Below are 26,327 nucleotides of genomic sequence, written 5' to 3'. Positions count from 1 at the left end.
CAGCCATCTCCGAACAGCAGTGAAAGCGCTATCGCCGTGTAAAGCATCAGGAAAGCGGCCGGGGGAACTATCGCTCCTTCGTTCATGCCCTTGCAGGATGAGAGTAGGGCACCCAGATGCGCGGCGACTGCCACTTCGATTGATAGCAGACATGCAGCGGCTATGCGCACGTAGGTTACGTTGGCCTTGAAGAGCCCCTTCGACAGGAGGTCGACCCTTGAGTACAAACCTACGAACGGCAGCGAGAGCAGCCATGACCACATGAAGGCGCCTGAGGGGCCGGTTGATGTGCATGACATCGTGACCATCAAGCTGCCTAGTGCGAACAGGAAGTAGCCCGTTCCCATCAGGAGCACTGCTTTCAGGCATTTTGCGAAGATCTGCTCGCCCGTCGGTGGCATGGTTTGGCTCGTCCTTGAGATCGTTACCGGGTTCGCGCGACCTGAGGTAAGAGCGCGTCTTCGGTTTGGGTCATGCCGTTATCGCGATGATGGGCCGTATCGGCGGTCGATTGGGATGCGACCCTACCGGTTGGGGCAACGCTTGGTTTGCACCGCGTTGCCACACACGCCGGGCCTAGGTGAGGTCTGCGCCTGCGTCGCCTTCTGGTTCAAGGGCCTTTACCAGTACCGCTGCCTGGGTGCGGCTGACACACTCGAGCTTTTTCAGGATGGCGGTTACGTGGACTTTTACGGTGTTCTCAGCAAGCCCCAGTTCGTAGGCGATCTGCTTGTTGAGCAGGCCATCGGCGAGGCACAGGAGCACGCGGAATTGCTGGGGGGTCAGCTGGGCCAGGCGGGCTGCGAGCAAGGCGTCGGATTCACTGCGCTCTGCTGCCATCGCCGGGAACCAGAGGCCGCCGTCGAGTACTGCCGCTACGGCCTGGCCGATGGTTTCGGCCGGGGCGGATTTGGGGATGAAGCCGGCCGCGCCGAACTGCTGGGCGCGACGGATGACGCGTGGGTGGTCGTTGGAGGAGACGATGACCACCGGGATGTCCGGGTGGGAGCCGCGTACGTGCAGGAGTGAGGAGAAGCCTCGGGCGCCGGGCATCGTCAGGTCCAAGAGGACCAGTTCGATTTCCGGGTACTGGTTGAGGGCGGCCTCGAGGGCTTGGGCGCTTGCAACCTCGATGACCTGCACGGCCGGAAGAGCCTGGCGCAGGGAGTGGACGACGGCGGCGCGGAGTAGAGGGTGGTCGTCGGCTACGAGGATGGTGGTTTCGCTCATGGGGGGATTGTAGGGGGGAATCTTGGATCCCGCGAAGAGCGGACACGCATGGGTGGGGTTGCCACCCAGCGGTAGGGGCACGCCATGCGTGTCCGCGCGGAAAGGAGCGCAACCCGTGCACCCCACGTGGTTCCGTTCAGCGCGGCTGGGTACTGCCCTTCCAGGCGTCGAGGAACTGGCGGCGTTTCAGGGCATCCAGGTAGACCAGCAGGCCCGGGCCCAGCAGGATCGGGCGGTAGCTGCGGCCGGGGGCGCGGCCGCGTTGGGTGGGGACGATCGACATCAGGCGCGCTTCGCGGGAGAGCACCTGCTGGCCGCGGGGGGATAGCAGGTAGTCGAGGAAGCGGCGGGCTTCTGCTGCGTTCTGGGCCGTGCGCGGGATGACGGCGGTGCGCAGGACGACGAGGGTGTAGTCCTCGGGCTCGACGATGCCCAGCGGAGCGCCGGCGTCGATGCGGGCCTGGGCGTAGGAGCCGAGTACGTTGTAGACCAGCGAGAGCTGGCCGCTGCTTACGCGGTCCAGCAGTACGCCGGTGCGCTCTTCGAGCTGTACCTGGTTGTCGCCCAGCGCGCCGAGCAGTGCGCCGGCCATGCTGCCGCGCTGGCCGTCCTGGGTGGCCAGCAGGTAGCCGACGCTGCTGCGTTCCACGTCGTAGGTGCCAACCTTTCCGGCCAGCGGGGCGTCCGGGGCGCGCAGCAGTTCGAGCAGCTGGCGGCGGGTTTTCGGGACGCGGGCCGCTGGCAGGGTACGGGTGTTGTAGACCATCGCCACCGGTTCGTAGCTGATACCGAATGCTTCATGCCGCCATTGCGCCCACGCGGGCAGTGCGTCGGTCTGCGGCGAGCGGTGTGGCAAGGCGTGGCCGTCGTTGACCAGCTTGGCCTGCAGGTCCATGCCGCTGCTGATCAGCATGTCCGGGCCGGTGGGGCTGTGGCGCTGGCGCAGGTACTGGGCGTACATGTCCTGGGTGATCACGTCCTCGTAGACGATCTCGGTGCCCGGGTGCAGGCGCTGGTAATCGGTGATGACGGTGGCGAACACTTCGATATCGGTGGAGCCGTGGATGCGCAGCTCGGCCGTGGCGGTGCCCTTGGCCGGGAAGCGCTGCACATCGCCGGGGGCGGCGAACGCCGGCCCTGCCACCAGCAGCAACAACAGGAACACGGCGCGCATCATGCGTGCAGCCTCGGCAGACGTATGGTGGCCACCAGCCCGCCGCTGGGCCGGTTGCTCAGGTCGATCTGGCCGCCGTGGCTGTCCACCACGCGCTTGACGATGGCCAGGCCCAGCCCTGCCCCGCCCGGTGCGGCATCTTCGCCACGGGCGAAGCGCTCGAACACGCGCTCGGCATCGCCCGGCGGAATGCCCGGGCCATGGTCGGCGATGGTGACCACGCAGTAGTTACCCTCTTCGGTGAGCGCGACCTGCAACGGGCCGTCGCCGCCGTACTTGAGGGCGTTGTCGATGAGGTTCTTGATTGCTTCGCGCAGCAGCAGTGCGTCGCCCTGAACGCGCGAAGACGCCACGCCCACGGCCAGCTGCACGCGTGGAGCAGGCAAGGCCTGCGGCAGCGCTTCGTGCAGCGCCTGGTGCACGGTTTCCACCATGTCCACCGGGGCGAAGCGCTGCAGGTTGGACCGGTGGATCACGCTCGCATCGCTGAGCAGCTGGTTGAGCAGGCGGCTCATGTGGGTAGCGTTGCGGTCGATGGCGGCCAGGCTGCGGCGCATGTCTTCGGGGTCGTCGTCGTCCAGCGCCAGTTGTGCCTGCGCACGCAGGGCGGCCAGCGGGGTGCGCATCTGGTGGGCGGCCTCGGCCATGAAGGCGCGCAGAGTTTCATTGCTGCTGGACAGGCGCGCCATGAAGCGGTTCAGCGCGGCCACCATCTGGTCCATCTCGCGCGGCACGCGCGCATCCAGCGGGCTCAGGTCGGACGGCTCACGCCGCGACAGTTCGCGCTCCACCTTCACCAGCGGGCGGAAGGCGCGGTGCACGCCGAACGCAACCAGCGCCAGCGACAGCAGCGAAAGCACGCCGATGGCGAGCAACGCGCGGTTGACGATGTCCTGCGCTACCGCTTCGCGCGCGCGTCGCGTCTGGCCGACCTGTACACGCACTTCGGCCTGCGCCGACGGCGAAGAGACGCGGCGCGACACCACCACGAAGCGAACGGTTTCACCGCTGTACCGGGCATCAAACAACTGCGGTTCGTCGGAAGGCGTGCGTGGCGGCAGAGGGAGATCGGCGTAACCAGTCACGGTGCGGTTCTGGCCGTCGAACACGCGGTAGAACACGCGGTCATCCGGCGCCATCGACAACAGGTCCAGCGAGGCATACGGCAGGTCCACCTGCCACTGCGCATCCACCAGCGCCACCGAATCGATGATGGACAGCGCGGATGACACCAGCAGGTGGTCGTAGGAGCGGTTGGCGGCACGCTGGCCGTAATCGCGCGCGGCAAACAGCAACGCCACGGCGAACACCGCCAGCAGCACGCCCAGGTACAGGGTGAGCGTGCGCCGCAGCGAGCTGGGCGCGCGGGTTTCAGCCTTCGGCATCGGGCGTGCCGTCGATGGCTTCGAGCAGGTAACCACTGCCACGCACGGTGACGATGCGCAGCGGCGCATCGGCCAGCTTCTTCCGCAGGCGGCCCACATACAGTTCGATGGCATTCGGGCCGGCTTCGTCGTCGAAGCCGAACAGGCCGTTGCCGATCTCGTCCTTGCCGACCACGTGGCCCAGCCGGCCCATCAGGATTTCCAGCAGGCGGTACTCGCGGTTGGGCAGTTCAATCGGCTGGCCATCCAGGCTGACCCGGTGCGAGGCGTTGTCGAACTGGAAGGCGCCAATCTGCACCACTTCGCTGGCCTGCCCGCGCGTGCGCCGCAGCAGCACGCGGCAGCGCGCTTCGAATTCGCGGAAGTCGAACGGCTTGCCCAGGTAATCGTCCGCGCCCACGTCCAGCGCCTGCACGCGGTCTTCGATGCCATCGCGTGCAGTGAGCATCAGCACCGGGGTGGCATCGCCACGCTCGCGCATGCCCGCCAGCACGCGCAGGCCATCGAGCTTGGGCAGGCCGATATCCAGCACCACCAGGTCGAAGCTCTGGTAGCGCAGCACGCTGGCGGCGGCCAGGCCGTCGTTCTGCCAATCCACCGCGTGGCCACTGCGGCGCATGCGGCGGACGATGGCGTCGGCCAGGTCCGGGTTGTCTTCTACCAGCAGGATGCGCATCGAGGGAGAAACAGGCGGGGGTGCGGGAATCCTAGCGCGAGCGGGGTGTGCCGTGGGTTGCGCTGCGCTGCAGCAGGCGCCGACAGGTGGATGACAGCTTCCCCACACTAGGCTGCGCCATCGCCAGGCACCCCCGTGCGGACGCGTCCCGACAACCTGCGGGTTGGCATGGTCCACACGCCCTGCCCGCCCACCGCCATGTACCTGGGAGGGTTCATGCACTTCAATCTCCTGCGTTGCCGCGGGCTGGCCGCCTGCGCCCTGCTGTTGCCCATCGCCCCGCTCTGGGCCGCCGATGAGGTCGATGCGGACCGACCGGTCACCGCCACCTTCGGCGGCCGCCTGCACCTGGATTTCGCCGACTTCAACAACGATGCGCGCGGCACCCCGAACAAGGACGACACCGAGATCCGCCGTGCCTGGCTGGACATGTCCGGCAGGTTCTTCGTGGTGGATTACAAGCTGGAAGCGGACTTCTCCGGCGACCAGGTGGAAGCCAAGGATGTCTACGTCAGCCGTGATTTCAGCGGCGGCAAGCTCAGCGTGGGCCAGTTCAAGCAGTTCTTCTCGCTCGATGACCGCACCGGCTCCAACTACGGCAGCTTCCTGGAGCGCGGCAACGCGGGCACCACGCTGGCGCCGCTGTACCGGCTGGGCGCGTCGTGGCAGGCCGCCAAAAACGACATGACCTGGGCGGCCAGTGCCTACAGCCTGGAGAGCATCGATGCGTGGCAGGTGAAGGGCCGTGCAGCCGGCGGCCGCGCCACCTGGGCGCCGGGCGCCACTGCCGGCGACGTGCTGCACCTGGGGCTGTCGCTGGCGCATGAGCGCTACGACACCCCGGGCGCCAACGGCGTGCCGGCGCTGCGCATCCGCCCGCGCCCGGCTGGGCACCTGTCCGACAACAGCCGGCTGACCCTGATCGATTTCGCTTCCGGGCGCGATACCGACGTCAACAAGTGGTCGCTGGAATACGCGCAGGTGCGCGGCCCGCTGTCGTGGCAGGGCGAGTTCAGCGGTGCCACCTTCGATGACGGCAGCCAGCGCGGCACGGTGCTGGCGGGCTACGGGATGCTGAGCTGGTTCGTCACCGGCGAATCGCGCGGCTACGACCGCAAGACCGGGCGCTTCGCGCGCATCAAGGACATCCGCCACAAGGCCGGTGCGTTCGAGCTGGCGCTGCGTTACGACCAGATGCGCGGTGAGCAGCACCTGACCGGCCAGCCGGACCTGATCGATGCGCGTACCGACGCCTGGACCCTGGGCGGCAACTGGTACCTGCGCCCGAACCTGCGCTTCATGCTGAACCTGATCGACAGCCGCAACCGCGATTACCTCGCCGCGGCCACCGTGGACCACACCCGCGCGGTCACCGGCCGCCTGCAGTTCGATTTCTAACTCCCCCTTGCAAGGAAACCCGCAGATGATGCTGAGCATCCTCGGTTTTGGCATGGTCATTACGTTCATGTACTTGATCATGAGCAAACGACTGTCGCCCCTGGTCGCGCTGATCACCATTCCCATCGTGTTCGCGCTGATGGGCGGCTTCGGTGCGGATATCGACCAGATGATGCTGGATGGCATCAAGAAGATCGCGCCCACCGGCGTGATGTTGATGTTCGCCATCCTGTACTTCGGGGTGATGATCGATGCGGGCCTGTTCGACCCGCTGGTGCGGATCATCCTGCGCCTGGTCAAGGGCGACCCGATGAAGATCGTGCTGGGCACGGCCGCATTGGCGATGCTGATCTCGCTGGATGGCGATGGCTCGACCACGTACATGATCACTGTGTCGGCGATGCTGCCGCTGTACCAGCGACTGGGCATGAGCGCGTTGAACATGACCTGCGTGACCATCCTGGCGGGTGGCGTGATGAACCTCACCCCGTGGGGCGGGCCGACCGCGCGCGCGGCCACGGCGCTGCACGTGGACCCGGCCGATGTGTTCATTCCGCTGATCCCGGCGATGGTGCTGGCCTGCATTTCGGTGCTGCTGCTGGCCTGGTACCTGGGCCTGAAGGAGCGCCGCCGGTTGGGCGTGGTGACGCTGCCCAAGGGGGGCAGCTGGATGGATGCCAGCGTTTCCGATGACGGCGCGCTGCCTACCGTGGAAGATGCCGAAGACACCAAGCGGCCGAAGCTGCTGTGGGTGAACCTGGGCCTGACCCTGGCGCTGATGACGGCGCTGGTGATGGGCGTGCTGCCGATGCCGGTGCTGTTCATGGTCGGCTTTGCGATCGCGCTGGTCATCAACTACCCGAACCTGGCCGAGCAGCGCCGCCGTGTGGTGAACCATGCCGGCAACGTGCTGTCGGTGGTGTCGCTGATCTTCGCGGCGGGCATCTTCACCGGCATCCTCAACAACACCGGCATGGTGGAGGCGATGTCGCACAGCTTCCTGGCCATCATTCCCGATGCCTGGGGCCCTTACCTGGCGGTGATCACCGCGCTGGCCTCGATGCCGTTCACGTTCTTCATGTCCAACGACGCCTTCTACTTCGGCGTGCTGCCGATCCTGTCCGAGGCGGCCGGCAACTACGGCATCACCCCGGTCGAAATGGCACGCGCCTCGCTGGCCGGCCAGCCGGTGCACCTGCTCAGCCCGCTGGTGCCGTCGACCTACCTGCTGGTGGGCCTGGCCAAGGTGGAATTTGCCGACCACCAGAAGTTCACCCTGAAGTGGGCGGTGATGGTGTCGCTGGTGCTGATGGCCGGCAGCCTGCTGTTCGCGCTGTATCCCCTTGCCGCTTGACCCGGGAGATTCCGAGATGACCCTTCGTATCGCATACGTCACCAGCGGCATGGGCAGCGTGGGCACCGCCATCTGCCAGAAGCTGGCTCGCACCGGGCACACGGTGGTAGCCGGCTGTGCGCCCAATTCACCGCGCAAGGCCGGCTGGCTGCGCGAACAGCGTGAGCTGGGCTTTGATTTCATCGCCTCTGAAGGCAATGCGGCGGACTGGCAATCCACGGTGGCGGCCTTCACCAAGGTCAAGGCCGAAGTGGGCGAGATCGACGTACTGGTCAACAACGCCGGCGGCAGCCGCGATGTGCTGTTCCGGCAGATGACCCAGGACGACTGGAACGCGGTGATGGGCTCGAACCTGCATGCGCTGTTCAACATCACCAAGCAGGTGATCGACGGCATGGCCGGCCGCGGCTGGGGCCGGATCATCAACATCGGCTCGGTCAGCGCGCACAAGGGCCAGATCGGCCAGGTCAACTTCGCCACCGCCAAGGCGGCGATGCACGGTTTCAGCCGGGCGCTGGCCAATGAAGTGGCCACGCGCGGGGTGACGGTCAACACCATTTCGCCGGGCTACATCGCCAGCCAGTCGATCAGCAGCTTTCCGCCGGATGTGCTGGATCGCTTGGCCGGGTCTGTGCCGATCCGCCGCCTGGGCAAGCCCGAAGAGGTGGCCAGCCTGTGCGCATGGCTGGCGTCGGATGATGCGGCGTATGTCACCGGTGCCGATTACGCCGTGAACGGCGGGTTGCATATGTTCTGATGCAGTGCCGGGATGATGGGCAATGTGCCGACCAACGGTCGGCACCTACCCTGCATCCTGGATCGATTTCGCCCTCGACGGTAGCGCCCGACCGTTGGTCGGGCGGCGACCCACCGTCAGAATTCCGCGCTTACGGTCATGAACAACTGCCGTGGCGCGCTCGCATGGATCGCGTAGCGCGTGCCGGTCGGGTCGGTCGGAGCGAATGAGCTCAGCTGACCCGCGTACCGCTTGTTGGTCAGGTTGGTGGCGTTGAGCGAGACCTTGACGTCGCGCAGGCCCAGGCCCGGCCCGAACGAATACCCCATGCCCGCATCGAAGGTGGTCACGCCCGGCACCGACTGATCGTTCGTGTAGGTGTAATACCGCTTGCCGGTGTACTTGGCACGCAGGCTGGCAAAGAAGCCATCCCGGTTCCAGCTGATCTCGCTGGAGGCCATCCGTTGCGGTGTATCCACGGTGATCTTGCCGGCCACCGGCACCACCGCGCCGCCCGAGGTGTAATCATCCTCGTAGGTGCTCTTGTTCCACGACACCGCGTTGTACCACTGCAGGCCATCCACCGGCTTGAGGATGAAGGTCAGCTCCGCGCCCTGGCTCTTCACCGAGCCGACGTTGATGAAGCGGGTGATGCACTCCGGCCGCGTGCCCACTTCAATGCTGGTGCAGGGATTGAGCGACAGCAGGCGGTTGTCGAACATCACGTGGTAGGCCGCGATCGAGGCCTGGTACTTCTCGCCGAAGGTACGGAAGCCCGCTTCGAAGGAACGCGACTTCTCCGGCTCCAGATCGTCCACGCTGGCCGCGAACGATTCCGGCGACACCTGCAGCGGGCCACCGCTGCCACCGCCGACGAACGCGGCGATATTCTCCGCGTAGGAGGCGAACAGCTCGTTGTTCGCGTTGAGCTTGAAGCCGACACCGGCCTGCGGCAGCACCGATTCCTTCGCGGTCAGCGTGCCGGAGGCATAGCTGGCCTCGGTACCCGGCTTGGATACGGCGGTCATGCGCGTGTTCGGGCTCTTGATGCCCACGTCCACGGTCAGCCTGTCGTCGAGGAAACGCATGCGGTCCTGCACGTAGAACTGGCGGGTGCGGATGTCGTAGTCCTGATCGAAGAGGCGACGGTTCGGGTAATTGAGGTACCCATCATCGAGGAACGGCCCGGTGATGTAGTAGAAGTTGCGCTCGACATTGTGGTCGTTGCGCTCGTACCACAGCCCGGCTTCCAGCTCGTGCAGGCCCAGCTGCCAGCTCAGCGCAGCGGTGATGCCCTGCCGGTTGATGGTGTAGTTGGTGCTGCGGATGGAGATCGGCAGCGCCTGCGGCGTACCTGGATTGGACGCCTGCCCCGGTGCCCACCAGTGGCCCTGGCCGCGGTTCTCGTGGTGGTAGGCCAGCAGCTTCAGGCGGGCGCTGTCGCCCAGTGCCAGATCGGCATCCAGCGAGTACAGGTTGTCATCGCGCAGCGCGCGGCTCTGGTAGTACGCATCGTCGATGCTGTTGACGCCACCGCTGAAGGCGCAGCGCTGCGCGTTGTAGGTGGCCGGCGCGCAGTAGGCCGCGGCCAGGGCGCGATCCCAGTCCGGTGCGTAGATGTTCCAGTCCCAGCCCAGGCCGCGCTCAAGCATGCTCTTGGACAGATAGGCGTAGTTGGCCTGGCTCACGCGCGAGGTGGCGGCGAATGCGCCGAAGCGGTGGTCACCCACGTTCCATACGGCCTTGGCGTTGAACTGCCGGGTGGTCTGGTTCTGGTTCGGTTCGGCCCACATGTCCGCGTCCTGGTGCACACCGGAAACATACGCCGAGAAGCCGTTGAGGTCGCCGGTATCCACGCGCAGGAAGCCACGCCGCTGGTTGTCGTCGCCGACGGTGACGCTGGCACGCCCGCCGAACTCCGTGGACGGATCTTGTGAGAAGTACTGGATGGTGCCGCCGAGGTTGCTGGTGGAGGCCACACCGAGCGAGCCGATGCCCTGCGACAGTTCGGCGCCGGCCAGGTTCTCGGCGATCAGTGCACGCGCAATGCTCAACCCGTTGTAGTTGCCGTAGCTGTTGTCGCCCAGCGGAATGCCATCGAGCGTATAGCCCAGGCGGCTCTTGTCGAAGCCGCGCAGGCTGATGGTCTGCGATTCCTCGTTGGCGCCGAAGGCATCGTTGGACTGTACCGACACGCCGGGCAGGCGGTCGAGGATCTTCTGCGCGCTGGTGCCGGGCGGCAGCACCTGCTTGTCCACGGCCGTAATGCGCTGCACCTGGCGGGTTTCGCCTTGGCCGATCACCGATACGGCGTCCAGGGTGCGGGCGCTGGGCGCGCCGCTGGCGTCGAGGGAACTGTCCACGTCGGCGGCGTGCACATTGGCAGCGCACAGCGCGATCGCCACGGCGATCGTCAGGGGTCGGTTGAGCATGAGGGTCCGTTACATGATGGAGGTGCCTGCGTTATGCAGGTGCGCGGCCATCATGGGGACGGAAGATGAAAGGATTCTTACGGGTCGGCGAACGCGTCGCAAAGTGCGACCGGGTGCATGGAATGCGTTGGTCCAATGGCGGTTACTCGGCCGCCAGCTGATCCATGCGAATGCGGTTGGCGAACAGCGAAAACGCCAGCATGCCGGCCAGCCCGTTGGCGCGGCTGACCCAATGCGGCAACCAGCGCGGGGGGCGCAGGATGCCTTCTTCGAACAGCGGCGCGAAATCCACCGCGTCGGTCAGTGACATCTTGCCGGCAAACAACCACCGGCAGTTCTGCAGGCGGTCTTCGGCCAGCATGTGGCGGAAGAAGGTGTGCACCGACACCAGCCCACGCAGGTACACGGTGTCCTTGGTGAAGGCCGCGCCGCCGGTGGCGGGCACGCCGCGGAACACGCGCTGGGCCGAGGCGAAGCTTTCTTCGTTGTTCTGCCCGGCGTCGCAGAAGTAGCGGAATACCTGGATGAAATCCGCGCCTTCGCGTGCCATCGCGATCGCTTCGGTGCGCAGGCTGATGCGCTTGAGCCGCTCGATGTCGATGCTGCCGGTGATCTGTTCGGCGAACGTGGCCAAGCCTTCCTGGGTGGCGGTCACCCGGGGCGAGGACAAGGCCAGGCTGGGCAAGTGCGGCTGTTCGCGCCCGTTGAGCGCGGTGAGCGAGTGCACCAGCGCTTCATGGTGGAACAGCTGCGCGCGGTCGTAGGCACTGAAGCGCGCACTGGTACGCAGGCGGATTCGGGTGGGGCCGGCTGCGGCCTTGGAGATCAGCTCCGGGTCCAGCTGCACGCTGATGATGCGCGATTCAAAGAACGCATCCAGGTCGCTCTGCAGCTGCAGCTGCAATGCGGTGGCCGAGACCGGCACCTGCTCTTCCGGGGCAAGCAGCTCGTGGTCCAGTTCCTGCGCGATCTGGATGAAGTGGCGGGCCGCTTCGCGGGTGCTGGGGCCGTTGCCCGGCAGCGGCTGATCGGGCGAGCCGAACAGCTCCACCGAGTAACGGTCCACGGCAGCGGTGCCAAGCGATTCGAGCAGGCCGGCGGCCAGGTCCCAGCTGTGGGCGGAGCGGCGGATGTACAGGCCGATGGGGTGGTCCACATCGCACTGGGCGCTGATCGCGGCCAGTTCGCGGCGGGTGCGGGCGAAATCGAGCTTCGGGTAGTCCAGCACCGGCAGCACCGGCTGGCCACGCGCCACGCTGGCCAGGAACGGGGCCTGCAGGGCGGCCGGCCAGCTGGTCAGGCCCAGCAGCCGCAGGCCCCCCACGGCCTCCACCAGGCGGGCGTCCAGCTCGGTGTGGTGGGCCACATCCCGGTCCACGGTCATCGGCGGGCGGTGAGGAGCGATGCTCATGAAGCGGACATTAGCAGGGTCAAAAGGGGGATGGGCGGCCAGGTGCGGATGGAGCACTCTTGGCCTATAGTTGGACTATTGGTAGCCAGAGGAGATGACGATGTCTGCCGCCAGCAAGCGTGCCCCCGCGTCGGCCAAGGTTGAGTCGTACGCCATCGGACCCCTGAAAGAACCCCGTTCTGCGCAGGTTGTGCGCGATGCGACAACCGTGAAATTCAAACTGCCGGTGAAGTTGGATTCGTTCCGGGCCCTGCTGCGCACCGCACCACTTGCCGAGCGCGTGCAGATCGAACGCGAAGGCGTGCCCTACCAGGTGGTGAAGGGCCTGATCGATGAGATATTCGACAGCAGTACCGAATTCCAGACCTTCGTGCGCATTCCCAAAGCCACCTTTACCAAGAAGATGCGGGACAAGTCCCTGTTCGCCGGCACCACCGGGCAGTCTGTCGTGGGGTTGATGGAATTGATCAACCGCGTGGAAGACATGCTCGCGGCCGAACGCGACAACGAACAGGCGCGTGGCTTCGACGTCGAAAAATGGGTGGGCGAGTGGATCCAGCGGCCGCAACCTGCGCTGGGTGGCCTGGCGCCGGCCGACGTGATGGATACGCCCACCGGCCGTGCGTCGGTGATGCGGGTGCTGGGGGCCATCCAGAGCGGCGCCTATCAATGAAGCTGGCCCGCATTGGCTCGACAGGGCCTGCGTGGGCGCCCGACGACATCAGCGGCACCGGCGCCGCCTGTTCTCCGGGCCGCTGGAACCGGCCGGGCGAGAAGGTGGTGTATGCGGCCCCCAGTCTCGCCATGGCGGTCCTGGAGACCGCCGCGCACATCGATGACAACGGCCTGCCGCTGAACAAGTACGTCATCGAGATCGACGTACCGGATGATGTCTGGGCGGCGCGACGTGTTACTTCCGCTGCCACGCTGCCGACAGGTTGGGACGCCATTCCACACGGCATGATCTCGGTGAACACGGGATCTGCGTGGTACAGCGAGGGCGCTCACGCGATCATCGAACTACCGTCGGTGATTGCTCCGGAAGAGACCATTGTTCTCATCAATGCCCAACATCCCGATGCCCAGCGCATGACCGCGCGGGCCACGCGCCGACTTCAGTACAACCTGCTGTTCCGGAGCAGAGGCCGGTAATCGAGGCACGCAGATGCGCCTCAGCGTTTTTTGCCTGGCGGGCGCCACTGCGCACCCTTGCTCACATGCTTGCGCTCCAGTGCCTGCTGGGCCTGGCGCACCGCCAGCTTGGCGGCCGCGGCCGCCACTTCGTCCTTCAGCTTGAAGTAGTTGAGCAGCCGCTCTTCATCCAGCTCACCGGAGTCGATCGCCGCGCGCACCGCGCACCCCGGCTCACGCTGGTGGGCGCAATCGCGGAAGCGGCACTGGGCGGCCAGCGCTTCCACGTCGGCGAACCCCACTTCGCCCAGCGCTTCTTCGCCGGTGGGCTTGAGCTCACGCATGCCGGGGGTGTCGATCAGGCAGGCGCCCGACGGCATCGGAATCAGCGCGCGGTGGGTGGTGGTGTGGCGACCCTTGGAATCGTTGCCCCGCACTTCGGCGGTCTTCATCAGCTCATAGCCGAGCAGCGTGTTGGTCAGGGTCGATTTGCCGGCACCGGAGGAACCGACCAGCACCACGGTCTGCCCGGCGCCGAGCCACGGCAGCAGTGCGCTCGCGCTGGCCGGGTCGCGGCCGTTGATGGCCAGCAGCGGGATGTCCTGCGCGGCCAGTTCTTCCAGCACGGCCAGTGCATCTTCGCTGTATTCGGTCTGGTCGGCCTTGGTCAGCACCACCACCGGCTGCGCGCCGCCACCGCCCACCAGCATCAGGTAACGCTCGATCCGGCGCGGGTTGAAGTCCGCATCCAGCCCGCAGACGATGAACACGGTATCGATGTTGGCCGCGATCACCTGCTGGTGGTAGTGCTCGCCGGCCGCGCCACGCTTGATCGCGGTGCGCCGGGGCAGCAGGGCCACGATCAGGATGCCGTCCAGCAGCACCCAGTCCCCCACCGCCGCGCGTTCGTGGCTGGGGAAACGCGGACGTTGCCATTCGGCGGGCGATTCGGTCTTGATCGCCGCGCCCGGGGCATCGGCTACTACATAGCCGGTACGGTGCTGTTCCACCACCCGGCCCGGGCGGGCCTGGGGGAACTGCTCGAACAGGGCCTGCCAGGCAGGCAGTTCGGGGGCGCCTGCCCAGGGCCAGCCCATGGTCTGCAGGGCGCGGTAGTCGATCGGTTCGCTCATGCGCCCATTCTAGAGGCATCGGCGGCAACTGCCCGCCAATACTGGGAATTTGCCCCGGAGCCCTTGCCCTGCAACGCAGCATTTCCGCTAGTATGCGATTTCCATGCCCGAACCACGGCCCAGTCATGTCCACGCCCCCGCTGAAGCCGCTTGCCACCCGCGAGCGCCTGTCCGAAGTCCGCTACGAGATCCGGGGCGAACTGGCGCGGCGAGCGCGTGAGCTGGAGGCGCAGGGCCGCAAGCTGATCAAGCTGAACATCGGCAACCCCGGCAACTTCGGGTTCCGCGCGCCGGAACACCTCCAGCGTGCCATTGCCGACGACATGGGCCGCACCGATCCGTACACCCACCAGCAGGGCCTGCCCGAAGCGCGCGAGGCGATTGCCGCCGCATACGCCCGCCGTGGTGCACCCGATGCGCACCCGGACCGGGTGTTCATCGGCAATGGGGTGAGCGAGCTGATCGACCTGTCGCTGCGCGCCCTGCTCAACCCGGGCGACGAAGTGCTGGTGCCCTCGCCCGACTACCCGCTGTGGTCGGCGGCCACCATCCTCAACGACGGCCGCCCGGTGTACTACCGCTGCGCGCCGGAGAACGGCTTCCAGCCGGACCCGGTGGAAATCGAAACGCTGGTGTCCTCGCGCACCCGCGCCATCGTGCTGATCAATCCGAACAACCCCAGCGGCGCCAGTTATTCGCGCGAGCTGCTGGAGCGCATCGTGGCCATCGCCGCGAAGCACAACCTGCTGCTGATGGTCGATGAGATCTACGACCAGATCCTGTATGACGACGCGCGGTTCCAGCCGGTGGCCCCGCTGGCCGGCGAGCACCCCTGCATCACCTTCAGCGGCCTGAGCAAGGTGCACCGCGCCTGCGGTTGGCGCGTGGGCTGGGCGATGCTGTCCGGTGCGGCCGAACGGCTGGGCGAGTTCCGCGCTGCGATGGACCTGCTCAGCGCGCTGCGCCTGTGCGCCAACGTGCCGGGCCAGTACGCCATCGATGCGGCGGTGAACGGGCCGGACACGGTGTCGGCGCTGTGCGCCCCCGGTGGCCGCCTGTATGAAACCCGCCGTGCGGTGATCGAGGCCTGCAACGCCAGCGAGCATCTGTCGCTGGTGGCCCCGGCCGGCGCGCTGTACGCGTTCCCGGCGGTGGTGGGCGCGGCCGCGCGCAGCTTCGACGACCACGATTTCGCGCTGGAACTGATGAACGAGGAAGGCGTGCTGGTGGTGCCGGGTTCGAGCTTCAACGTGCCCTACCGCCACCATTTCCGGGTGACGCTGCTGCCGGAAGCCGAGGTGATGCGCGATGTGTTCGCACGCATCGACCGGGCGCTGGCTCGCCGCGCCGAGGCCAATACCAAGGTGGTGCCACTCAAGCCGCGCAGCGCGGTGGCCTGAGGTGGCGCTGTCCTACCTGGCCCTGGGCGATTCCTACACCATCGGTGAAGGCGTGGCCCCGGCCGGACGCTGGCCGGTACAGCTGGCGACGGCGTTGCAGGAAGCCGGCCACGTGGTGGCCGAGCCGCAGATCATCGCCACCACCGGCTGGACCACCGACGAGCTGGATTCCGGCATCGATGCGGCGGCCCCGACCGGGCCATTCGGGCTGGTGAGCCTGCTGATCGGGGTCAACGACCAGTACCGCGGCCGCAGCGTGGAGGAGTACCGCCCGCGCTTCACCGCCCTGCTGCAGCGCGCGCTCGGCTTTGCCGGGCAGCAGCGCCGGCGGGTGTTCGTGCTGTCCATTCCGGACTGGGGCGTGACCCCGTATGCGCGCGACAACAACCGCGATCCGGCGCAGATCGCACGCGAGCTGGATGCCTACAATGCCGCGGCGCAGGCGATCTGTGCCGAGCACGCGGTGGCGTTCGTGGACATCACCGCGATCAGCCGCGAACGCGGTGCGCAACCTGACATGCTGGTCGACGATGGCCTGCACCCGTCGGCGGCGATGTATACCGAGTGGACGCGCCGGGCCTTCCCGGTCGTTCGCGCCCACCTGGATGATGAGGCAGCACGCTGAGCACGGACGCGTTACCACTGGCCAGGGAACAGGCCCACCGCATCGCCGATGCCTTCATGCCGGCGCAGCGCTTCGGCAACCGCCGCGATTACTACTACAGCCGGGGCAAGCTCGGCAGCGACCCGCTGTACCCGGGCGTGCTCGGCGCGCTCGCGCCCTGTTCGCTGCCGCTGCTGGACATCGGCTGCGGGCTGGGCCTGCTGGCCCATGTGCTGCGACAGAACCAGCGCACGCAGCCCTACCATGGCGTGGATATCGACGCGGACAAGATTGCCCGTGCACAGCGCGCCGGTGCGCGCGCGGCACTGCACGATGCGCGCTTCGACTGCGTGGATGCCAGCGCTTCCCTGCCCGACCACCACGGCAGCGTGGCGCTGCTGGACGTGCTGCAGTACCTGCCGGCCGACGCACAGCCGGTGCTGCTGCGTGAAGCGGCGGCACGGGTCGCACCCGGCGGGCGGCTGGTGATCCGCACCACGCTGGCCGACAACAGCGGGCGCGACCGCACGACGCGGATCACCGACATGCTGGCGCATCTGGTCGGCTGGATGGGCACGCGGCCCCGGCACTATCCCGACGCGGCCAGTGTGCGCGCACCGTTGGAGGCCGCCGGGCTGCAGTTGGAGATGACGCCGCTGTACGGCAATACGCCGTTCAACAACTGGCTGGTCACCGCCGAACGCGGGCAGCCGGCATGAACACGCCGCGCCCCCGCCATTCCGCGCTGGGCATCGCCGCGCTGGTGGTGAGCCTGGTGGCGCTGGTGCTGTTCGCGGTCACCGCACATGTGGCCCACCTGCCCCGCTATGCGGGCATGCACGAGGTGCCGGTGGCGGTGCTGGCGATGCTGTTCGTGGCGCTGGGCGTCACGGTGGTGGGCCTGCTGCTGGGCATCGGCAGCGCGCTGCAGCACCAGCGCCGCCGGGTCACCGGCGTGCTGGCGCTGGGGCTGTCGATCACCTTGTTGTGGGCGCAGGCGTCGCTGGGGAGCTGGATCCACCAGCAATGGGTGGATGCGCACCCGACAGCGGACGCAGAGGCAACGCCGCACTGAGGCCACGGGCCTGGATGGCCTGCAACACCGCTTCGATGATCGCGAGGTTATGGCCGTGGGCGGCGCCTTCGTGGAGCAGCACGATCGCGCCCGGACGCAGCTGGGCGACGATGCGGTCGACCACGGCCTGCGGCTGGCAGTCCACGCCGTCGAAACCGCGCGCGCTCCAGCCCACCCGGGTCAGGCCCCAGCGCTTCAACGCGGGTGCCACGAACGGGTTGGTCATGCCCACCACCGAGCGGTACCAGCGCGGCGGGGTGCCGGCAATCCCGGTCAGGGTCTGCTGGCACTGCGCGATCTCGTCGGCCATGGCGGCCGGGCCGAGCCGCCAGAAGCGGGTCTGCGGATGGCGGTGGCTGTGGTTGCCCAGGTCGTGGCCCCGGGCCAGCACCTGGCGCACCCGTTCCGGCCGGGCGGCGGCGCGCTCGCCGACCATGAAGAAGGTGGCCTTGGCCTGGTAGCGGTCCAGCAGGTCCAGCACCGCCGGGGTTTCTTCCGAGGGGCCGTCGTCGATGGTCAGCCAGACCTGTTCGGCCGGGGCCGGCAGGTGGCTCAGCACCGGGGCGTAGAAGCGGCTGTTGGGCAGGAACACCGGCACCAGGAACAGGGCGTGCGAGGCCACCATCAACGGCAGCCCGATGGCCCAGCCCCAGGCCCACCAGGCCAGCACCACCGCCAGCTGGGACAGCAGCAACCAGGGCAGCCAGCGCCACGGGCGGCGGGGAATGCGATGCAACGTTTCCGGTACGGTCATGCCCCATGATGCCATGCCGCGTAGAATGTACGGTTCGAAACTCCGGACCCGACCACCATGTCCCTTGATCCCGCCCTGCGCTCGCGCATCGAATCCATTCTTACCGCCAACCGCGTCGTGCTGTTCATGAAGGGCCAGCCGACCATGCCGCAGTGCGGGTTCTCGGCCAAGGCCGTGGGCGCGCTGCAGGACCTGGGCGTGGAGTTCGCCCACGTCAACGTGCTGGCCGACCCGGAAATCCGCGAAGGCATCAAGGCCTACGGCGACTGGCCGACGATCCCGCAGCTGTACATCGACAGCGAACTGGTCGGCGGCAGCGACATCATCCTGCAGATGGCCAGCAGCGGTGAGCTGAGCAGCGTACTGGGCCTGGCCGCGCCGGACCGTACCCCGCCGCGCATCACCGTGACCCCGGCCGCAGTGGAAATGCTGCGCGGTGCGCTGGCTGATGCACCGGGTGCCTCGCTGCAGCTGAGCATCGATGCCAGCTTCCAGCCGAACTTCCAGCTGGCCCCGCACGACGACAACGCCATTGCCGCCGAATCCAACGGCCTGCGCGTGCAGTTCGACCTGGCCAGCGCGCGCCGCGCCGAGGGCATCACCATCGACTGGGTGGACGACATCCGTGGCAAGGGCCTGGCCATCGACAACCCGAACGCACCGAAGGCCGTGCAGGAACTCGCCGTTCGTGACGCTGACGACCAGCGCCGCGCCGGCACCGTGACCATCGTGGACGTGCGCCCAGCGGACGAACGCGCGATTGCCGCGATCAACGCCCCGTTCGAAACCTTCGACGGCGACAACCGTGCCCGCCTGGAAGCGTTGCCCAAGGACACCCCGCTGGCGTTCCTGTGCCACCACGGTGGCCGCAGCGCGCAGGCGGCGGAACAGTTCCGTGCGCTGGGCTTCAGCAAGGTCTACAACATCACCGGCGGCATCGATGCCTGGTCGGATGCGGTGGACAACAGCGTGCCGAAGTACTGATCGCAGGTTCAACCGCGATGGATGAAAAAAACGTCGGCATTGCCGGCGTTTTTTTTGTTCAAACGGCTAGCCCGCAAACCCACCCTCGGCAAGATAATCCAGCTCCTCAGGCGTAGGCATCCGCCCCAACACCGCATTGCGGTGCGGGAAGCGCCCGAAGCGGCGGATGATGTCGCGGTGCAGTTCGGCATACTGCAGGTATTCCTTGTCGCCCAGCACGTCGAACATGGCGACCGAACGTTCCTGGTCCTGCGGGTCTTCGGAATGCTCGAACGGCAGGTAGATGAAGGCGCGCAGCTTGGGCACCAGCTGCAGGTCCAGGCCTTCTTCCACCGCGCGCATGGCGTAGTGGCGGGCCAGGCCGTCGGTGGCGTAGGAATGGGCGGTGTCGCGGAAGCAGTTGCGCGGAAACTGGTCGAGCAGGATCATCAGCGCCAGCGCGCCATCGGCCGTTTCCAGCCAATGCTCGCGCGCACGGCGTGCGGCAGCGAAGTGTTCGTCGAGGAATGCGTCGCGAAAACGCGCATCGAACGCGTCATCGCGCGCGAACCACTGCTGCGGTCCCGCGTTGCGCCAGAATTCCACTACTTGTGCCGCCACGTCCATTCACTACCCCTGCGGGCGGCGCGCCATCCCGGCGCCCACCCATGCCATTACCATCATTCGTCAACGCGCAGGTGGCGGACCGACTTGCCGTTGCGCCATATAAGCTTAAGCGCCTCGATACCGATCTGGATATGGTTTTCTTGGCAAGAGGGCGGCGGACCGGGCATGCACTTGGCCACTTGGCAACGCGCCGGCCAGCGGCTAGCGTCGCGGGGGATCTTTCACGCCGCATCGGGGATGACATGCGTACACAATTGACCGCCGGGCTGGGCCTGGCGCTGTTCACCTTGGCTGCGCCTTCGGCGCCGGCAGCATCGCGCTTCACCCAGGACCCCTACCCCAGCACCTATGCGCCGATCGCCTCGGCGCCGGTGCTGATCCGCAACGCCACCGTGCTTACCGGCACCGGCGCGCGCCTGGAGCAGGCCGACCTGCTGCTGCGCGATGGCCGCATCGCCGCGCTGGGAAGCGCGCTGGAGGCACCGGCCAACGCGGTGCAGGTCGATGGCACCGGCAAGTGGGTCACCCCCGGCATCATCGACGTGCATTCGCACCTGGGCGTGTATCCCAGCCCCGGGGTCGGTGCGCATGCGGATGGCAATGAAATGACCGCACCGGTGACCGCCAACGTGTGGGCCGAGCATTCGGTATGGCCGCAGGACCCGGGCTTTGCCGCCGCGCTGGCCGGCGGGGTGACCTCGATGCAGGTACTGCCCGGCTCGGCCAACCTGGTCGGCGGGCGCGGGGTGACCTTGAAGAACGTCCCGGCCACCACCTACCAGGCCATGAAGTTCCCCGGTGCGCCGTGGGGCCTGAAGATGGCCTGCGGCGAAAACCCCAAGCGGGTGTATGGCGGCGGCAAAGGCGTTGCGCCGGGTACGCGCATGGGCAACGTGGCCGGCTACCGCGCCGCCTTCATCGACGCCAGCGAATACCTGGCCAAGAACGCCCCGAAGAAGGTCAAGAAGAAGCGCTGGTTCGGCGGCAGCGACAAGGGCGACAGCGCCGGCGATACCGGTGGCAAGCGCGACCTGAAGCTGGACACGCTGGCCGGCGCCATCGACGGCGACATCCGCGTGCACATCCACTGCTACCGCGCCGATGAAATGGCCACCATGCTGGACCTGTCCAAGGAGTTCGGCTTCAAGATCGCCGCGTTCCACCACGGCGTGGAGGCCTACAAGCTGGCCGACCGGCTGGCCGCCGAAGGCGTCTGCGGTGCACTCTGGGCCGACTGGTGGGGCTTCAAGATGGAAGCCTTCGACGGCATCCAGGAAAACATCGCGCTGGTGGACCGCCCGGCCAACAGCTGCGCGATCGTGCATTCGGATTCGCCCGAAGGCATCCAGCGGCTCAACCAGGAGGCGGCCAAGGTGATCGCCAACGCGCGCCGCGCCGGCATGCAGATCGCGCCCGAGCGCGCCATCGGCTGGCTGACCTTCAACGCCGCGCGCTCGCTGGGCGTGGAGAAGCAGACCGGCAGCCTGGAGGTGGGCAAGATGGGCGATGTGGTGGTGTGGAACGGCAGCCCCTTCAGTTCCTACGCACTGGCCGAGAAGGTCTACATCGACGGCCACCAGGTCTACGACCGTCAGGACGTGCGCCGGCAGCCACTGTCGGACTTCATGCTTGGCCAGGAGGCACGCCCATGACCGCCACCCGCGTACTGCAGCGCAGCCTGCTTCTTCTTGCACTGCTTGGCGCCGCGCCGGCGAGCTGGGCGCAGGATCTGCTGATCCGCAATGCCACGGTACACACCGCCAGCGCGCGCGGCAGCCTGGAGCACGGCGATGTGCTGGTCCAGGGCGGCGTGATCCGCGCCGTGGGCACCGGATTGGTCGCGCCGGCCGGCGCCACGGTGGTGGAGGCCAACGGTCGCCCGCTCACCCCGGCGTTGTTTGGCGGCATCACCGACATCGGCATCGACGAAGTGTCCGGTGAGTCCACCACGGTGGACAGCGGCCTCAAGCTGGAAGACCAGCCGCTGCGCCCCGAGTTCGACGTGACGCTGGCCTACAACCCGGCCTCGGTACTGATCCCGGTGGCGCGGCTGGACGGCATCGGCTTTACCGCCCTGGGGGCCAACACCAGTGGCAGCTTCATCGCCGGCCAGGGCGGGGTGATGCGGCTGGACGGCAGCGCCGATCCGATCGGCCCGCGCGCGCTGTTCATCCGGCTCGGCGCGTCCGGTGCCGAACTCACCGGCAGCTCGCGGGCGGCGCAGTGGATGCTGCTGGAGCAGATGGTGAGCGAAGCGCGTAACCGGGTGCCGGTCGATTCGCCGCATGCCCTGCTCACCCCCGCCGGCCGCGCCACGCTGGCCCGCTACCTGGCCGGCCAGGGGCGGCTGGTGGTGGAGGTGGACCGCGCGGCGGACATCCGCCAGCTGCTGCGCTGGGCGGCGCGCGAAAAGGTGAGCATCGCCATTGTCGGCGGTGCCGAGGCGTGGCGGGTGGCGCCGCTGTTGGCCCAGGCGAAGGTGCCGGTGTTCGTCGATGCGCTGGGCAACCTGCCCACCAGCTTCGACCAGCTCGGTGCGACCCTGGAAAACGCCGCACGGCTGCGCGCCGCCGGGGTGCAGGTCAGCTTCGCCCAGCGCGACGATGCCTCGCACAACGCGCGCAAGATGCGGCAGCTGGCGGGCAATGCCGTGGCCAACGGCCTGCCCTGGCAGGACGGCCTGGCCGGGCTGACCCGGGTGCCGGCGCAGGTGCTGGGCGTGGGTGACACGCTGGGCAGCATCGAGCCGGGCAAGCTGGCCGACCTGGTGCTGTGGGAAGGCGACCCGCTGGACGTGGGCCACTACGCCGAGCAGGTCTGGCTGGGCGGCCGCGACATGCCGATGCGCTCGCGCCAGACCGAACTGCGCGACCGCTACGCCGCCCCGGCCACCCGCGAACCCAGGGCGTATTCGCGATAAGGTCCCCTCACCCGCCCGTAGAGCCAGGCCCTGCCTGGCTGCACCGCCGCCAAGGACCGTCATGACCCTGCGCTGGTACTTCGATTTCGTCTCACCGTTCGCCTACCTGCACTGGCAGCAGCTGAAAACGTTGCCGCAGTTCGAGCGCATCACCCCGGTGCCGATCGCGCTGGGGGCGGTGCTGCACCACCTGGGCAACCTCGGCCCGGCCGAAATCCCGGCCAAGCGCCGCTTCACCTACCGCCAGGTGCTGTGGCAGGCGCAGCAGCAGGGCGTGCCGCTGCGCTTCCCGCCCGGCCACCCGTTCAACCCGCTGGCGGCCCTGCGCCTGTGCCTGGCGGCGGACGCCACGCCGGCGTCGGTGGACATCCTGTTCAACTGGATCTGGCGCGACGGCCGCGCGGCCGATACGCCATCGGCCCTGGCCCTGCCGGCGGCAATGCTGGACGTGGGCGACGTCGTGGCCGCCGTCTCGGCGCCGTCGGTCAAGGAACAGCTGCGCCAGAACACCGAGGCGGCCATCGCCGCGGGCGTGTTCGGGGTCCCCACCCTGTCCATCGATGGCGAGCTGTTCTGGGGCAACGAAAGCCACGCGCTGATGGCGGCGGTGCTGGCCGATCCCGGTCTGCTGCAGCAGCCGGAATGGCAGCGGATCGACACGCTGCCGGTGGCGGTGGAGCGCAGCCGGCCAAGCTGACCGGCGTGGTCAGGCAGCCGGACGCGATTTGAGATAGCTTTCACACTTTCGAACGGACACCCTGCCTGGAGGGGGCAAACAGGATGCGCATCGGAATCGTGGTCGACTCTGCCTGTGATCTACCGCAGGACTTCATCCAGCAGCACAACATCGTGCTGCTGCCCATCACCGTCCGGATTGGCGAGGCCGTGCTGGCCGACCACCGCGACGAACAGGCCACCCTGAGTTTCCTGCACGCCCACGTGGCCGAGCATGGCGCCGAGGCCGAGACCATTCCCTTCAGCGTGGTGCAGATCCGTGATCTGTTCCTGGGCAAGCTGGTGATCGATTACGACCATGTGTTCTGCATGACGATCACCAAGACCCGCAGCCCGATCCACGACAACGCGATGCAGGCCAGCTTCGCCATCCTCAACGACTACAAGCCGGTGCGCCAGGCAGCGGGCCACAACTCGCCGTTCGCGCTGCGCGTGCTGGACACCCAGAACCTGTTCGCCGCGCAGGGCGTGACTGCAGTGGAAGCGGTGCGCCTGCGCGACAGCGGCGCCGGCGTGCAGCAGATCCGCGAGCGGCTGGAGCAGCTGGCCTTGAACGTGCACGGGTACATGGTCACCCGCGACCTGTATTACATGCGCGCCCGCGCCCGCCACAAAGGCGACCGCAGCGTGGGCCTGATCAGCGCGGCGCTGGGCAGCGCGCTGGACATCAAGCCGGTGCTGCACGGCTACCGCGGCACCACCGGCCCGGTGGCCAAGATCAAGGGCTTCGACAATGCGGTGCAGAAGCTGTTCGACTTCGTCGGCCAGCGGGTCAAGGGTGGCCTGATGACGCCCACGGTGTGCGTGAGCTACGGCGGCGAACTGGCCGACCTGCAGGCGCTGCCGGGCTATGCCAGCCTGCGCGAGACCTGCAAGGCGCACGGGGTGGACGTGTACGAATCGGTGATGAGCCTGACCGGCATGGTCAACGTGGGCAAGGGCGCGGTCACGATTGGTTTTGCCGACGAACCGCATACCTTCAGCGCCTGAGCCAGCGGACCAGCGGCCGGTTTCTGCACACCGATTCCACCGCGCATCTGCCAGCCTTGGCGCATTCAACGGAGACCACCATGTCGCAGTATTTCATCAGCCTGCCGGACCCTTCCAAGGCACACGGCAACGATGCCGATCTTTCTTTCCGTTCGCAGAGCGCCGGCGGCTTCGCCGAGGAACTGCAGGCCGCGCTGCGCACCACGGGCCTGTTCGACCGCTGGCGCGCCAAGCAGCCGGATCCCGATGCCGTCGAGCCGCAGTGGGGTGCAACCGACCCGAATGCGACCGTGACGGGTGAGCAGAAGGACCTGCGCATCAACCTGGTGGTCAGCACCACCATCAACAGCGATGTGCTGAAGGAGCGGCTGCGCCTGCTCGCCGGCCACCACTGGGAACTGCGCGACGTCCGGTAAAAACCGACCCGACCGGCGACGCCACCACAATCGCGTTGCCGGTCAGCTGCCCGTCAGGCATTTCACAGGACCTGTGCAGCGCGCTCCGGCATGGTGGGGTTGAACCTGCCCTGGAGTATTCGATGCCGCTGCGCCTGCCTGCTTCCGCTTCCCTGCTTGCCCTTGCCCTGGCCGCCGCAACCCCGGCACTGGCACAGACACCGGCCACCCTGCCCGCGCCCATCGCTGAAGACAGCGGCGTGGCCACCGGCCCGCGCTCGGACCTGCATGCGCAGGTGCTGCTGGACCGGGCGCACTTTTCGCCGGGACAGATCGACGGCAGGGTGGGCTCCAACCAGAAGCGCGCGGTGGCCGGCTTCCAGGCCGCGCGCGGGCTGAAGGTGACCGGCGAGCTCGACGACGCCACCTGGCAGGCGCTGCAGCCGGACAGCACGCCGCCCCTGGCCAGCTACACCCTCACCGCCGAAGACGTGGCGGGCCCCTTCCAGCCGATTCCGAAGCGGCCTGCCGAGCAGGCCAAGCTCAAGGCAATGGGCTTCACCTCGGCAGGCGAGGCACTCGGCGAGCGCTTCCATGCCGATCCCAAGCTGCTGCAGGCGCTCAACCCGGGCGTGGAGCTGGGCAAGGCCGGCAGCACGATCCAGGTGCCGAACATCGCTCCTGCTGCGCTGCCGAAGGCGGCCAAGCTGGTGATCGACAAGTCCGATTCGACGCTGCGCCTGTATGACGCGCAGGGCAAGGTATACGCGCAGTTCCCGGTGTCGTCGGGCAGCCAGTACGACCCGCTGCCGATCGGCAAGTGGAAGATACTGGGCGTCTCGCGCAATCCGCCGTTCCACTACAACCCGAAGCTGTTCTGGGATGCCAAGGCGGGCGACCGCAAGGCCACCCTGCCGCCCGGCCCGAACAGCCCGGTGGGGCCGGTCTGGATCGATATTTCCAAGCCGCATTACGGCCTGCATGGCACCCCCGAACCGGGCCACGTGGGCAAGACCGAATCGCACGGCTGCGTGCGGATGACCAACTGGGACGCGCTGCAGGTGGCGGATGCGGTGGACGCCTCGGTGCCCGTGGTGATGCAGGAGTAAACGACGATGCTGACGCGATTGCTGGCACTGGGTGTGGTGATTGGCGTGGCCGGGTGGTGGTTGCTGGCGTCCGGGAATGATGTCCCGGAGAAGGCGACTGCGGCGCAGGTGATGGCCGCGCCGGTGGCCGCGGCGCCCGTGGCTGAAAGCCGCAAGGCAGGGCCTGGCGCACCCGGGGCGGATCCGCTTGCACCTGCAGCACCTGCCGAAGGCACCCAGGCAGGGCCAGGCGCTGCCGCAGCCCCGTCGGGGCTGCTGTTGCCGGTGCAGGGGATCACGGCCGCGCAGCTGCAGGACACCTTTACCGATGCGCGCAGCCAGGGCCGGGTGCACGATGCCATCGATATCCTGGCCGCCGAGGGCACGCCGGTGCTGGCGGTGGCCGATGGCACCATCGAGAAGCTGTTCGACAGCGAACGCGGCGGGCTGACCGTGTACCAGTTCGAGCCGGGCGGCACCTACTGCTACTACTACGCCCACCTGCAGCGCTACGCCGACGGGCTGGCCGAGAAGCAGGCGGTCAAGCGCGGCGACGTGATCGGCTATGTCGGGCATACCGGCAACGCCAGCCCGGATGCCCCCCACCTGCACTTCGAGATCCACCGGCTGGGCCCGGAGAAGCAATGGTGGAAGGGCGACTCGCTCAATCCTTACCCGGTGCTGCGCGGTGAGCAGGCCCTGCCCTGAGCCCTGCC

The 26,327-nt window shown here is 67.6% G+C and carries 27 protein-coding genes and 1 pseudogene; 17 read left to right on the top strand and 11 right to left on the bottom strand.

From position 1 onward, the window contains the following. From KVS69_RS13875 to KVS69_RS13855, 5 genes are all read right to left on the bottom strand, one after another. Nucleotides 1–401: hypothetical protein (locus KVS69_RS13875; RefSeq protein ID WP_217538571.1), on the bottom strand; the 401-nt coding region annotated here is incomplete at its 3' end. A 175-nt stretch (nucleotides 402–576) separates the two neighbouring features. Further along, nucleotides 577–1,230, bottom strand: a complete 654-nt coding sequence (locus tag KVS69_RS13870) for a response regulator transcription factor (RefSeq protein WP_217538569.1) — start codon at nucleotides 1,228–1,230, stop codon at nucleotides 577–579. 136 nt (nucleotides 1,231–1,366) lie between these two features. After that, the gene (locus tag KVS69_RS13865; protein WP_217538578.1) at nucleotides 1,367–2,404 is read right to left on the bottom strand and encodes an ABC transporter substrate-binding protein; all 1,038 of its coding nucleotides are present in this window, start codon (nucleotides 2,402–2,404) and stop codon (nucleotides 1,367–1,369) included. Further along, entirely contained in the window at nucleotides 2,404–3,789 is a 1,386-nt protein-coding gene (locus KVS69_RS13860; RefSeq protein ID WP_217538568.1) for a sensor histidine kinase, read from the bottom strand. The genes KVS69_RS13865 and KVS69_RS13860 overlap by 1 nt, the downstream gene beginning before the upstream one ends. Continuing rightward, nucleotides 3,776–4,465 (bottom strand): response regulator transcription factor, encoded by a 690-nt coding sequence (locus KVS69_RS13855; protein WP_217538567.1) that lies wholly within the window; start codon nucleotides 4,463–4,465, stop codon nucleotides 3,776–3,778. Before KVS69_RS13855 ends, KVS69_RS13860 begins: the two co-directional genes overlap by 14 nt. Nucleotides 4,466–4,681: 216 nt before the next feature. Between KVS69_RS13855 and KVS69_RS13850 the strand changes: the two genes are divergently transcribed. The 3 genes from KVS69_RS13850 to phbB are packed head-to-tail and all read left to right on the top strand — an operon-like array spanning nucleotide 4,682 to nucleotide 7,974. Then, a complete protein-coding gene (locus KVS69_RS13850) occupies nucleotides 4,682–5,863 on the top strand; it encodes a porin (RefSeq protein WP_254622188.1) in 1,182 nt (393 codons plus the stop codon). 28 nt (nucleotides 5,864–5,891) lie between these two features. Then, nucleotides 5,892–7,217 carry a CitMHS family transporter gene (locus KVS69_RS13845; RefSeq protein ID WP_068854779.1) on the top strand — a complete coding sequence of 442 codons (1,326 nt, stop codon included), beginning with the start codon at nucleotides 5,892–5,894 and terminating at the stop codon, nucleotides 7,215–7,217. A 16-nt stretch (nucleotides 7,218–7,233) separates the two neighbouring features. Further along, complete coding sequence (gene phbB / locus KVS69_RS13840) at nucleotides 7,234–7,974, top strand: acetoacetyl-CoA reductase (protein ID WP_068853963.1); 741 nt, start codon at nucleotides 7,234–7,236, stop codon at nucleotides 7,972–7,974. Nucleotides 7,975–8,090: 116 nt separating this feature from the next. On the opposite strand, the gene KVS69_RS13835 is transcribed toward phbB, so the two are convergent. Both KVS69_RS13835 and KVS69_RS13830 read right to left on the bottom strand, forming a co-directional pair. Continuing rightward, complete coding sequence (locus KVS69_RS13835) at nucleotides 8,091–10,385, bottom strand: TonB-dependent receptor (protein WP_217538566.1); 2,295 nt, start codon at nucleotides 10,383–10,385, stop codon at nucleotides 8,091–8,093. A 142-nt stretch (nucleotides 10,386–10,527) separates the two neighbouring features. After that, entirely contained in the window at nucleotides 10,528–11,769 is a 1,242-nt protein-coding gene (locus KVS69_RS13830; RefSeq protein WP_217538575.1) for a flavohemoglobin expression-modulating QEGLA motif protein, read from the bottom strand. A 235-nt stretch (nucleotides 11,770–12,004) separates the two neighbouring features. On the opposite strand from KVS69_RS13830, the gene KVS69_RS21340 reads away from it, so the two are divergent. Next, on the top strand, nucleotides 12,005–12,469 hold the full coding sequence (locus KVS69_RS21340) for an antitoxin Xre/MbcA/ParS toxin-binding domain-containing protein (protein WP_176472588.1): 465 nt from the start codon (nucleotides 12,005–12,007) through the stop codon (nucleotides 12,467–12,469). Next, a complete protein-coding gene (locus tag KVS69_RS13820; RefSeq protein ID WP_217538565.1) occupies nucleotides 12,466–12,948 on the top strand; it encodes an RES domain-containing protein in 483 nt (160 codons plus the stop codon). The genes KVS69_RS21340 and KVS69_RS13820 overlap by 4 nt, the downstream gene beginning before the upstream one ends. Nucleotides 12,949–12,968: 20 nt before the next feature. On the opposite strand, the gene rsgA is transcribed toward KVS69_RS13820, so the two are convergent. After that, the gene (gene rsgA / locus KVS69_RS13815; protein WP_093533584.1) at nucleotides 12,969–14,060 is read right to left on the bottom strand and encodes a ribosome small subunit-dependent GTPase A; all 1,092 of its coding nucleotides are present in this window, start codon (nucleotides 14,058–14,060) and stop codon (nucleotides 12,969–12,971) included. Between the two features lie 125 nt (nucleotides 14,061–14,185). Between rsgA and KVS69_RS13810 the strand changes: the two genes are divergently transcribed. Genes KVS69_RS13810 through KVS69_RS13795 form a run of 4 tightly spaced genes read left to right on the top strand, consistent with a single transcriptional unit; the run spans nucleotide 14,186 to nucleotide 17,139 of the window. Further along, entirely contained in the window at nucleotides 14,186–15,460 is a 1,275-nt protein-coding gene (locus KVS69_RS13810; RefSeq protein WP_068853968.1) for a pyridoxal phosphate-dependent aminotransferase, read from the top strand. Between the two features lies 1 nt (nucleotide 15,461). Then, the gene (locus tag KVS69_RS13805; RefSeq protein ID WP_336442586.1) at nucleotides 15,462–16,085 is read left to right on the top strand and encodes an SGNH/GDSL hydrolase family protein; all 624 of its coding nucleotides are present in this window, start codon (nucleotides 15,462–15,464) and stop codon (nucleotides 16,083–16,085) included. A gap of 56 nt (nucleotides 16,086–16,141) precedes the next feature. Beyond that, entirely contained in the window at nucleotides 16,142–16,783 is a 642-nt protein-coding gene (locus tag KVS69_RS13800) for a methyltransferase domain-containing protein (protein WP_083214206.1), read from the top strand. Then, nucleotides 16,780–17,139 (top strand): hypothetical protein, encoded by a 360-nt coding sequence (locus tag KVS69_RS13795; protein WP_068853971.1) that lies wholly within the window; start codon nucleotides 16,780–16,782, stop codon nucleotides 17,137–17,139. Before KVS69_RS13800 ends, KVS69_RS13795 begins: the two co-directional genes overlap by 4 nt. Here KVS69_RS13795 and KVS69_RS13790 read toward each other — a convergent pair. Beyond that, nucleotides 17,042–17,893, bottom strand: coding sequence for a polysaccharide deacetylase family protein (locus tag KVS69_RS13790; protein ID WP_217538563.1), 852 nt, complete (start codon nucleotides 17,891–17,893; stop codon nucleotides 17,042–17,044). The two genes, KVS69_RS13795 and KVS69_RS13790, sit on opposite strands and share 98 nt — an antisense overlap. Nucleotides 17,894–17,950: 57 nt before the next feature. On the opposite strand from KVS69_RS13790, the gene grxD reads away from it, so the two are divergent. Then, nucleotides 17,951–18,877 (top strand): Grx4 family monothiol glutaredoxin, encoded by a 927-nt coding sequence (gene grxD / locus KVS69_RS13785; RefSeq protein ID WP_095362912.1) that lies wholly within the window; start codon nucleotides 17,951–17,953, stop codon nucleotides 18,875–18,877. A gap of 66 nt (nucleotides 18,878–18,943) precedes the next feature. On the opposite strand, the gene KVS69_RS13780 is transcribed toward grxD, so the two are convergent. Both KVS69_RS13780 and KVS69_RS21335 read right to left on the bottom strand, forming a co-directional pair. Beyond that, nucleotides 18,944–19,483: a DUF924 family protein gene (locus tag KVS69_RS13780; protein ID WP_093533578.1), complete on the bottom strand. Its 540-nt coding sequence runs from the start codon at nucleotides 19,481–19,483 to the stop codon at nucleotides 18,944–18,946. 53 nt (nucleotides 19,484–19,536) lie between these two features. Then, nucleotides 19,537–19,623: pseudogene (locus KVS69_RS21335) on the bottom strand (AMP nucleosidase); the annotation flags it as partial. A gap of 102 nt (nucleotides 19,624–19,725) precedes the next feature. On the opposite strand from KVS69_RS21335, the gene KVS69_RS13775 reads away from it, so the two are divergent. The 7 genes from KVS69_RS13775 (at nucleotide 19,726) to KVS69_RS13745 (ending at nucleotide 26,319) form a co-directional block, all read left to right on the top strand. Beyond that, entirely contained in the window at nucleotides 19,726–21,135 is a 1,410-nt protein-coding gene (locus KVS69_RS13775) for an amidohydrolase (RefSeq protein ID WP_217538562.1), read from the top strand. Beyond that, nucleotides 21,132–22,403 carry an amidohydrolase family protein gene (locus tag KVS69_RS13770; protein ID WP_217538561.1) on the top strand — a complete coding sequence of 424 codons (1,272 nt, stop codon included), beginning with the start codon at nucleotides 21,132–21,134 and terminating at the stop codon, nucleotides 22,401–22,403. Before KVS69_RS13775 ends, KVS69_RS13770 begins: the two co-directional genes overlap by 4 nt. A 61-nt stretch (nucleotides 22,404–22,464) precedes the next feature. Beyond that, a complete protein-coding gene (locus tag KVS69_RS13765; protein ID WP_217538560.1) occupies nucleotides 22,465–23,100 on the top strand; it encodes a DsbA family protein in 636 nt (211 codons plus the stop codon). A gap of 83 nt (nucleotides 23,101–23,183) precedes the next feature. Next, a complete protein-coding gene (locus tag KVS69_RS13760) occupies nucleotides 23,184–24,128 on the top strand; it encodes a DegV family protein (RefSeq protein WP_068853977.1) in 945 nt (314 codons plus the stop codon). A gap of 80 nt (nucleotides 24,129–24,208) precedes the next feature. Then, a complete protein-coding gene (locus KVS69_RS13755; protein ID WP_093533574.1) occupies nucleotides 24,209–24,544 on the top strand; it encodes a hypothetical protein in 336 nt (111 codons plus the stop codon). 122 nt (nucleotides 24,545–24,666) lie between these two features. Further along, nucleotides 24,667–25,632: a L,D-transpeptidase family protein gene (locus tag KVS69_RS13750; protein WP_217538559.1), complete on the top strand. Its 966-nt coding sequence runs from the start codon at nucleotides 24,667–24,669 to the stop codon at nucleotides 25,630–25,632. A 6-nt stretch (nucleotides 25,633–25,638) separates the two neighbouring features. Then, the gene (locus tag KVS69_RS13745; RefSeq protein WP_217538558.1) at nucleotides 25,639–26,319 is read left to right on the top strand and encodes a M23 family metallopeptidase; all 681 of its coding nucleotides are present in this window, start codon (nucleotides 25,639–25,641) and stop codon (nucleotides 26,317–26,319) included. Nucleotides 26,320–26,327: the final 8 nt, after the last annotated feature.

The organism is Stenotrophomonas sp. GbtcB23, from assembly GCF_019091045.1.
Taxonomy (GTDB): Bacteria; Pseudomonadota; Gammaproteobacteria; order Xanthomonadales; family Xanthomonadaceae; genus Stenotrophomonas; species Stenotrophomonas rhizophila_A.
This window is presented reverse-complemented; position numbering and strand designations above follow the sequence as displayed.